Annotated in this window: 5 protein-coding genes; 2 read left to right on the top strand and 3 right to left on the bottom strand. The window is 60.2% G+C overall.

Annotated elements, in window-relative coordinates; genetic code table 11:
• The first annotated feature begins 178 nt into the window (after positions 1-178).
• Complete coding sequence (gene yjiA, locus AAIS01_RS25585) at positions 179-1,147, top strand: GTPase (protein ID WP_343471256.1); 969 nt, start codon at positions 179-181, stop codon at positions 1,145-1,147.
• 280 nt (positions 1,148-1,427) lie between these two features.
• Here the strand turns inward: yjiA and AAIS01_RS25580 are convergent, their stop codons facing one another.
• The 3 genes from AAIS01_RS25580 to AAIS01_RS25570 all read right to left on the bottom strand — a co-directional run bounded on the left by AAIS01_RS25580 (position 1,428) and on the right by AAIS01_RS25570 (position 7,492).
• On the bottom strand, positions 1,428-1,958 hold the full coding sequence (locus tag AAIS01_RS25580) for a hypothetical protein (protein WP_343471254.1): 531 nt from the start codon (positions 1,956-1,958) through the stop codon (positions 1,428-1,430).
• 202 nt (positions 1,959-2,160) lie between these two features.
• Positions 2,161-3,414: a serine hydroxymethyltransferase gene (gene glyA, locus AAIS01_RS25575; RefSeq protein WP_343471252.1), complete on the bottom strand. Its 1,254-nt coding sequence runs from the start codon at positions 3,412-3,414 to the stop codon at positions 2,161-2,163.
• Positions 3,415-3,643: 229 nt separating this feature from the next.
• A complete protein-coding gene (locus AAIS01_RS25570) occupies positions 3,644-7,492 on the bottom strand; it encodes a bifunctional diguanylate cyclase/phosphodiesterase (protein ID WP_343471251.1) in 3,849 nt (1,282 codons plus the stop codon).
• A gap of 270 nt (positions 7,493-7,762) precedes the next feature.
• On the opposite strand from AAIS01_RS25570, the gene ettA reads away from it, so the two are divergent.
• Positions 7,763-9,427 (top strand): energy-dependent translational throttle protein EttA, encoded by a 1,665-nt coding sequence (gene ettA / locus AAIS01_RS25565; RefSeq protein ID WP_343471250.1) that lies wholly within the window; start codon positions 7,763-7,765, stop codon positions 9,425-9,427.
• Positions 9,428-9,534 lie beyond the last annotated feature (107 nt).

Raw genomic sequence — 9,534 nt, 5'->3', positions numbered from 1 at the left:
AGACCCACCGCTATCGCGAGCAAGCTCGCTCCCACAGTTGTTTTAGGATGGCCTCGGGATTTGCCTACACCACAGAAACTTGTGGGAGCGAGCTTGCTCGCGAAGGCGTCGGAACAGTTTGCCTCGCCTCCACATGGGTTTTGTGCTCTTCTTTTAATTTCGCAACAGGAGAATCACGTTGTCCTCTCCCATCCCGGTCACCATCCTCAGCGGCTTCCTCGGCGCCGGCAAGACCACGCTTTTGCGTCATTTGCTCAAGGCCGAGCACGGCCTGAAAATCGCCGTGATCGAGAACGAATTCAGCGATGCCGGCATCGATACCCAGCTATTGGGCGATGAGCCGGTGCAGGTCATGACCCTGGCCAATGGCTGCGTCTGCTGCACCATTCACACTGACCTGACCAAAGCCCTCTACCTGCTACTCGAACGGCTGGACAGCGGCGAAATTGCCTTTGATCGCCTGGTGATCGAATGCACCGGTCTGGCCGATCCGGCCCCGGTGGCCCAGACATTTTTTATCGATGAGGACCTGCGCGAGCGCTACATCCTCGATGGCATCCTGACCCTGGTGGACGCCGCTCACGCCGAGATCCACCTGACCCAGGCCATTGCCCAGGCCCAGGTTGGATTTGCCGACCGTCTGCTGCTGAGCAAGACCGATCTGGTGGACGCCGCCCATGTCCAAGCCCTTAGCGAACGTCTGACGCGGATCAATCGACGGGCGCCGATCAGGGTGGTGGAACACGGCAAGATCGATCTGGCCGAACTGCTCGACATCCGCGGCTTCAACCTCAACGCAGACCTGGGGGCGGGGTTCAGCCTGCGCCCGGTGGGCAAGGCAAGCACTGGAGACCGCATCAGCAGCCTCGTGCTTCGTACCGATAAACCGCTGGATATCGACAAGCTCAGCGAGTTCATGAACCAGTTGCTGGAAGAGCACGGCAAGCAGTTGCTGCGCTACAAGGGGGTACTGAACATCGCTGGCGAATCCCGTCGACTGGTGTTCCAGGGCGTACTCAAACTGTACGGCTTTGATTGGGACACCGAATGGGCGCCCGGCGAAGCCCGGGAGAGCGTCATGGTGTTCATCGCCGACGAGTTGCCTGAAGAGAAGATCCGCGCAGGCTTCGAAGCTGCGCTACTTTGACGTCCCGGTGCCTGCGGCCATCAGCAGCTTTTGCTCAAGATGGTCCAGGTGCTCGCTCATCAGTTGCAACGCCTGATCAACGTTGTCTAGGCGTGGTTTTGGCGGCTGTGCAAGCTGATTTGCTGGGATTTGGCATGACCGGTCTTACCCGTTGAGACGAAACCCTTGTGCTTGAGCCGTTTGCAACGGTGGAAAAAATAGTGGTCGTTGGCATGCAGCCCGACACGGCACCCTGCGGCGAGGGATCACTCCCCTCGCCACAAAGTGGTCGATAGGTTCTTTAAAGAACACTCAGGATGAACGTTACTTTCGACTTTTCTTCTGTCTCGGCGAGATAAATATAAGGCGAGCCTCTAACTTTCAATCCACCTATATATTTTTTATTTTCTGTCATGAGCGAGACAGGTACTTGGGGGGTGGACATGTTCTTCAAGGTGATGGGGTTGTTCTGACGATCAACGAGGGTAAAGAGCATCGATTTATCCGGGCCTGGATCCTGTGCGCCCAGAACGTCGAGCCAGCGTTTACCGATCGGTTTGTTGTCGTGTTCTCCGGTGTTTTTAATGATCAGGTTGTAGCCGTCAGGGGTGTGTCGCAAATGCAGTTTTAATGGGCGGCTGGAATGACCCTGTTTTTTCGGGCGCATGCCGAGCAGGCTGGAGTGGTCATGGGTTTGCGGGCGACCGGTAAAAAAGCCGCCGCTGAATAAACTCACGGTGGCCATCGCCGGTTTGCCATGGAGTATTTCAAGCAAATTGACGTGGGTGTCAAACATTCGAAGTGTTGCGTTAAAAGATTGATCACTGTCCATGTGATTCGAGTCCTCGTTGGGTGTGTGAACCGTGCAGTTATGGGGGCAATGTTATTGATTTATCGGCTCTCGGTGGTGGTGTGTGTATTGCAAGACGTTAGATAAATGCAGGGATTAGTTGTTTGAGTCAGTTGTCTGCGCCCATGAAAAAGGCCCCCATCTTTCAATGGAGGCCTTTTCTACTGAGGTTTAGCGGGGCTGATTAAGCGCCGTATACCGGCAGCTTTTTGCAGATTGCCTTGACCTTCTCGCGAACGGCGTCGATCACCGCTTCGTTGTTCAGGTCCGCCAGGATGTCGCAGATCCAGCCAGCCAGTTCCTTGCACTCGGCTTCCTTGAAGCCGCGAGTGGTCACGGCCGGGGTGCCGAAACGCAGGCCGGAGGTGACGAACGGCGAGCGTGGGTCATTGGGCACCGAGTTCTTGTTCACGGTGATGAACGCCTTGCCCAGTGCTGCGTCGGCGTCTTTGCCGGAGATGTCCTGCTTGATCAGCGACAGCAGGAACAGGTGGTTCTCAGTCCCGCCGGACACTACGTCGAAGCCACGCTCGCTGAACACGCCGGCCATGGCCTTGGCGTTTTTCACCACTTGTTGCTGGTAAGCCTTGAACTCAGGCTGCAGCGCTTCCTTGAAGCAGATCGCCTTGGCGGCGATCACGTGTTCCAGCGGGCCGCCCTGGGCGCCCGGGAATACGGCGGAGTTGAGCTTCTTCTCGATGTCGGCGTTGGCACGAGCCAGGATCAGGCCGCCACGTGGACCGCGCAGGGTCTTGTGGGTGGTGGTGGTGACGACGTCGGCGAATGGCACCGGGTTCGGGTAGACGCCAGCGGCAACCAGGCCGGCAACGTGCGCCATGTCCACGAACAGGTAGGCACCGACCTTGTCGGCGATTTCGCGGAAACGCGGGAAATCGAGGATTTGCGAGTAGGCGGAGAAACCGGCCACGATCATTTTCGGCTTGTGCTCGAGCGCCAGGCGCTCGACTTCGTCGTAGTCGATCAGGCCGTTGCCGTCGATGCCGTACTGGATGGCGTTGTACAGCTTGCCCGAAGACGACACGCTGGCACCGTGGGTCAGGTGACCGCCGTGGGCCAGGCTCATGCCCAGAATGGTGTCACCGGCCGACAGCAGCGCCAGGTAGACGGCGGCGTTGGCCTGGGAACCGGCGTGGGGTTGAACGTTGGCGTAGTCGGCGCCGAACAGTTCCTTGGCGCGGTCGATGGCCAGTTGCTCAACCACGTCGACGAATTCGCAACCACCGTAGTAGCGCTTGCCCGGATAGCCTTCGGCGTACTTGTTGGTCAGTACCGAGCCTTGAGCTTCCATCACCGCGGGGCTGGTGTAGTTTTCCGAAGCGATCAGCTCAATGTGCTCTTCCTGGCGCTGAGCTTCTTGCTCCATGGCGGCAAAGAGATCGGCGTCGTACTTGGCAATAGTCAAATCACGGCTGAACATGGCGGTCCTCAAGGATCGGGGCAGAAAAGGGGGGCATTCTAACCCAACCGGTTTTGGAAGGCATATGAAAGGACGTCATGTCGCGGACGAATGGGATTCACGCGCCATTCTGCGTGGCCTTGGCGGGCCCTATCGCGAGCAAGCTCGCTCCCACAGGGTGATGGGCACGCAGGTCCAAATGTGGGAGCGAGCTTGCTCGCGATGAGGCCACTACAGGCACCGAAGAACCTCAATCGAGCATGAACAGCGCATCATTGCTGAACTGCGCTTCAAACCGGCCGGCCGGCATCGGGCGGCCGAACAGGTAGCCCTGGACTTCGTCGCAGCCGTGTTCGCGCAGGAAATCGAGTTGTTCGTGGGTTTCGACCCCTTCGGCGATCACCGCCAGGTTGAGGCTGTGGGCCATGGCGATGATCGCCCGGGCGATCTGGGCGTCCTGTTCACCGGATGGCAGGCCATCGACGAAGGTGCGGTCGATTTTCAACACGTCGATGGGGAATTGCTTGAGGTAGTTGAGGGACGAATAACCGGTACCGAAGTCATCCACGGCGATGCTCAGGCCCAGGTTTTTCAACCCGGCCAGGATCTGCATGGCCTCGCTGACTTCACGCATCAGGATGCTTTCGGTCAGTTCCAGTTCCAGGCAGGCCGGCGGCAGGCCGGTGCTACGCAGAATGTTGGCGATGCGCGTGCCGAGCTGGCCGTCGGAGAACTGCCGAGCCGAAATGTTGACCGAGACTTTCGGCACCCGGACCTTGGCCTGGTGCCAGGCCTTGAGCTGCCGAGAGGCTTCGCTGATCACCCAGTCACCGACGTCCACCACCAAGCCGAGCTCTTCGAGTACCGGGATGAAGTCCCCAGGCGGCACCAGCCCGCGTCGTGGATGGCGCCAGCGCAGCAAGGCCTCGGCGCCGGTCAGGCGTTTGCCGTCGCCGCTGAACTGTGGCTGGTAATACAGCACGAACTCGTTCTGCTCCAAGGCGTGGCGCAGGTCGCTTTCCAGCTCCAGTCGCTCCAGGGCGCTGGCGTTCATGTCGGCCTGGTAGAACTGGAAGTTGTTCTTGCCGCGCTCCTTGGCGTGATACATGGCCGTGTCGGCGTTCTTCATCAACTGACTCAGCTCGTTGCCATCCTGAGGGCTCAGGGCGATACCGATACTGGCGGTGACGAAGAACTCCCGACCTTCCAGCACGAAAGGGCGGACCAGGCTGGCGAGGATCTGCTCGGCCACGTTGATCGCCCGGTTCAGCGCCATTTCGCGGCTGGAACGCGGTTGCAGCAGCAGGGTGAATTCGTCGCCGCCCATGCGCGCCACGGTGTCGTCGTCGGCCACGCAGCCGAGCAACCGGGTGGCCATTTCCTTGAGCATCCGGTCGCCGGCGGCGTGGCCCAGGGAGTCGTTGATCGGCTTGAAGCGGTCGAGGTCGAGAAACATCAGCACGACCCAGTTTTTCTGGCGCTCGGCCGATTGCAGCGCGGTGTGCAGGCGGTCCTGAAACAGCGTGCGGTTGGGCAGGTGGGTCAACGCGTCGTAATAGGCTAGGCGGTGGATGCGCTGTTCGCTGGCCTTGCGTTCGCTGATGTCGCTGAAAAAACACACATAGCTGGCCAGGTCGCCTTCATCGTCCAGCACCGCCGTGATGCCGACCCAGGCCGGATAGTGCTCGCCATTGCGGCGCTTGAGCCAGACCTCGCCTTCCCAGGTGCTGTGTTGCTGCAACTGCTTGAGCACGTAGCGCAGGTGAGCTTCCTGCTGCTCGTCCACGGTCAGCATGTTGGGCAACTGGTCCAGCACCTGCGACACCGCATAACCGCTGACGCGGCTGAAGGCTTCGTTGGCCTGGACAATGTAACCGGCCGGGTCGGTGATCAGAATCGCCGAAGTTGAATGCTCGAATACCGTGGCGGCCATGCGCAGGTCTTTTTCGGCGCGTCTTTGTTGGCTGATATCGCGCCCCACGCCCAGCACGCCCTCGAACGCGCCGTGGTCATCCCACACCAGTACCAGTCGCAGCTCGATGGGAATCTTGCGCCCGTCGGCGCGCAGGCAGTCGAACAGAAACAGCTGGGTCTGCATCTGGTTGCGCAACTCGGCCAGTTGCTCGGGCTTGTCGAGGGCTTTGCTGACCCGATCCATCAAGGTGTAGATGCCGGTCAGTTGTTGCGGGTTGGCGATGGTCGATTGCCAGCCGTTCTGGAATATCCAGTCAGCGCTATAGCCCAGCACCGCTTGCACCGAGGGACTGACGTAGTTGAGCGAAAGCGTGCTGTTGGTGGAGAAAATCACGTCGCTGATGCTTTCGGCGAGCATCCGGTAGCGTTGTTCACTGTCGCGCAGCGATTCGCTGGCTTCGATCTGTTCGGTGATGTCCTTGGCTACGCCGATGATGCGTGTCACCTGATCGTGCCGGTCCCGGGCCAGGGCTTGTTCGCGAATGTCGAAGCGCCGCCATTTGCCATTGCGATGGCGAAAGCGCAGTTGGCATTGCAGCAGGTGCGCATACCCGGCCTGGCGTTGTGCCTGGCGCAAGTTGTGGTAGTGGTCGGCGTCTTCGCTGTGCAGCAGGATTTCCCAGAAGTATTCGCCCATCTGGTGCAGTTCGGTGCGGTCGTACCCCAGGGTCTGTCCCAGGTGATGGTTGCTGAAGATCATCCGCTGGCTGATCACGTCTTGCACATAGAGATGGTCCGGCACGGTGCGCACCACATCGGACCAGAAGCCTTCGCGCTCGAGCAGCGAGAGTTCGATCAACTTGCGGCTGGTAATGTCGCTGATGCTCAGAATGACGGCGTTGTAGTCCTGCTGTTTTTCCGGCAGACGCAGCACCAGCCACAGGTGTTGATCACGGCCATGGGCGTCCTGTAGCTGGATTTCCAGCTCTAACTGCTTGTGCGGGTCGAGCAGCGCTTCGAGCAGCTTCGAACCCACGGGGTTGTTGTCCTGGGCTGCATTGCCGACCAGCAGTTGCCACGCCCGTTCGCAGGAGTTGACGTTGAGCAGCTTCAACGCCATCTGATTGACCTCGGTGACGTGAACTTCCTGCTGCAGTTGTTCAAGCTGGTGAGGGATGGCCAGCCAGGCGCGCAACTGGTCGCCGTTGCGCAGGCCGGCCCTTTCAAAAAACGCCTTGAGGCTCGACAGGTCCAGTACGCAGAGCGCGACGCCGGTGCCTTCGAAAATATCCTGGTAGCGCCGGCGACCCTCGTGCAACTGGCGCTGACGACGGCGCATGCTCAATAGCGCGATCACCGGCAGCATTGAAAACGCCAGGCCTAGCAGGCACTTGCCGATGAAGGCCGGCAGCAATTGCTCCAGCACCTGGTGTCGGTCGAACAGACCACGCAATTGCCAGTCGCTGCTGCTCAGCGGTACGGTCAGCACGGTGTTGCTCAGATCATCCGGGGACAGCCGGGTAGGGTTGGCCGAGGGTAGGCTTTCGTCCCGGCTGATGATCTGTTGGTTGATCCGGTTTTCCACCAGCCACAGTGGGCGTATGCCTGTATCGGCCTGCTTGGTCAGGGTCGAGAAGAAGGTTGGCGTCAGGCGCAGGGCCCAATAGCCACGGCTGCTGCCACTGGCCTGGTGCAACAACAGATGCACCACGGAGCCGTCGTCGGCATTGCTGAAATAGTGCGCCTGGGCCCGACTGCGGCGTACCAGCTCTGCCAGGTAATCGGCATCGTGGCTGGCCGGATCACTGTCGCTGAGCACCCGGCCGGAAGGGCTCAGCAACGCCAGGCTGCGTAGCTCGGGCAACGATTGCTGGAGTTTACGCAGCAGGGCCTGCTGTTCGTCGGCGCTCTGCGGTTGTTCGACGATCGGTAGCAGGTTGAGGGCGATCTGCGCATTCAAAGCCATGTTCAGGCTGACTTGCGCGGCCAGGTCGGCGGTGTAATCGATGGTGTACTGGCGCTGTTGCTGCTGGGTTTCGCGCAACTGGTCAAGCAACTGCCAGAAGAGCAGTCCGAGCAACAACAGCACCAGCGTGGCCAGCGCGCCCTTCAGTGTCCCGCGCAGGGGCGAGCCGCTCGCAGCAGTCGGTGCGCGTGGGGACAAGGTCGGCGTGACGTTGGACAAGCTGTAATCCTGCAGTTTGCTGGACTGGCGCGACGTGCACTATAAGCCGGACGCCCAAAGGGCGGCTAGCATGCCTTGACTTGTGGCAAAGTGCCAGCTTTTGGTGGCTGGACCTTGACCGATGGTTGAGGTAGCTTTGCCGGTCAAACAAGAGCGCGCAAGCTCCGATCCCCAGGCTTAACCTGCCCGCCGGCATTGATGACCGTCAAGCGCCGGCGCCGTGCATGGCCTGGCCCGTTCTTTTCACCTGTCACTGACGCTAGGTTCACCATGGCTCAATACGTCTTCACCATGCATCGGCTGAGCAAAGTTGTTCCGCCGAAGCGGGAAATCCTGAAAAACATTTCACTGTCGTTCTTCCCCGGGGCCAAGATCGGCGTACTGGGCCTCAACGGCTCGGGTAAGTCCACGCTGCTGAAAATCATGGCCGGTGTCGACAACGAATTCGACGGTGAAGCCCGTCCGATGCCGGATTTGAACATCGGTTACCTGCCTCAAGAGCCTCAGCTGGATCCGACCAAGACCGTACGTGAAGTGGTCGAGGAGGCGGTCAGCGTGATCAAGGATGCCCAGGCGCGCCTGGACGAGGTCTACGCGGCCTACGCCGAGCCGGATGCCGACTTCGACAAGCTGGCCGCCGAACAGGCCAAGCTCGAAGCGATCCTGCAGGCCAGCGATGGCCATAACCTGGATCGCCAGTTGGAAGTCGCCGCCGATGCGCTGCGCCTGCCGGCCTGGGATGCCAAGGTTGAACACCTATCCGGTGGTGAAAAGCGTCGTGTGGCCCTGTGCCGCCTGCTGCTGTCGGCGCCGGACATGCTGTTGCTCGACGAGCCTACCAACCACCTGGACGCCGATTCCGTCGCCTGGCTCGAACACTTCCTGCACGATTTCCCGGGCACCGTGGTCGCGATCACGCACGACCGTTACTTCCTGGACAACGTTTCCGGCTGGATCCTGGAGCTGGACCGCGGCGCGGGTATTCCTTACGAAGGCAACTATTCGGGTTGGCTCGAAGCCAAGTCCGATCGCCTGGCCCAGGAATCCAAGCAGCAGTCGGCCCATGAAAAAGCCATGAAGGAAGAACTGGAGTGGGTGCGCAAAGGCGCCAAGGCCCGCCAGTCCAAATCCAAGGCCCGTCTGCAACGCTTCGAGGAAATGCAGTCCCAGGAATTCCAGAAGCGCAGTGAAACCAACGAGATCTACATCCCGGCCGGTCCGCGCCTGGGCGACAAGGTCATTGAATTCAAGAACGTCACCAAGGGCTACGGCGACCGCGTGCTGATCGACAACCTGTCGTTCGCTATGCCCAAAGGCGCCATCGTCGGTGTGATCGGCGGTAACGGTGCGGGTAAATCCACGCTGTTCCGCATGCTGATGGGCAAGGAAACACCGGATTCGGGCACCATCGAAATCGGCGAAACCGTGCAACTGGCCTGCGTCGACCAGAGCCGCGAAGACCTGGACGGCAGCAAGACCGTGTTCCAGCAGATTTCCGACGGTTCCGATCAGATCCGCATCGGCAACTATGAAATTCCGTCGCGCACGTACGTGGGGCGCTTCAACTTCAAGGGCGGCGACCAGCAGAAGTTCGTCAAGGACCTGTCCGGCGGTGAACGCGGTCGTCTTCACCTGGCACTGACCTTGAAGGAGGGCGGTAACGTCCTGCTGCTCGACGAACCGTCCAACGACCTCGACGTCGAAACCCTACGTTCCCTGGAAGAAGCCCTGCTGGACTTCCCGGGTGCCGCGATTGTGATCTCCCACGACCGGTGGTTCCTCGACCGCGTGGCCACCCACATCCTGGCGTACGAAGACGACTCGCAAGCGGTGTTCTTCGAAGGCAACTACACCGAGTACGAGGCTGATCGCAAGAAGCGCCTGGGCGAAGCTGCTGCCCAGCCGCACCGTGTACGGCACAAGAAGCTGGCTTGATCAGGCCAGCGACAAACCCTGTGGGAGCGAGCCTGCTCGCGATAGCGTCGGATCAGTCAGCAAAAGGTTGCCTGACCCACCGCCATCGCGAGCAGGCGCCCGCCCCC

It is taken from the genome of Pseudomonas halotolerans (genome assembly GCF_039581215.1).
GTDB lineage: Bacteria > Pseudomonadota > Gammaproteobacteria > Pseudomonadales > Pseudomonadaceae > Aquipseudomonas > Aquipseudomonas tehranensis.
This window is presented reverse-complemented; position numbering and strand designations above follow the sequence as displayed.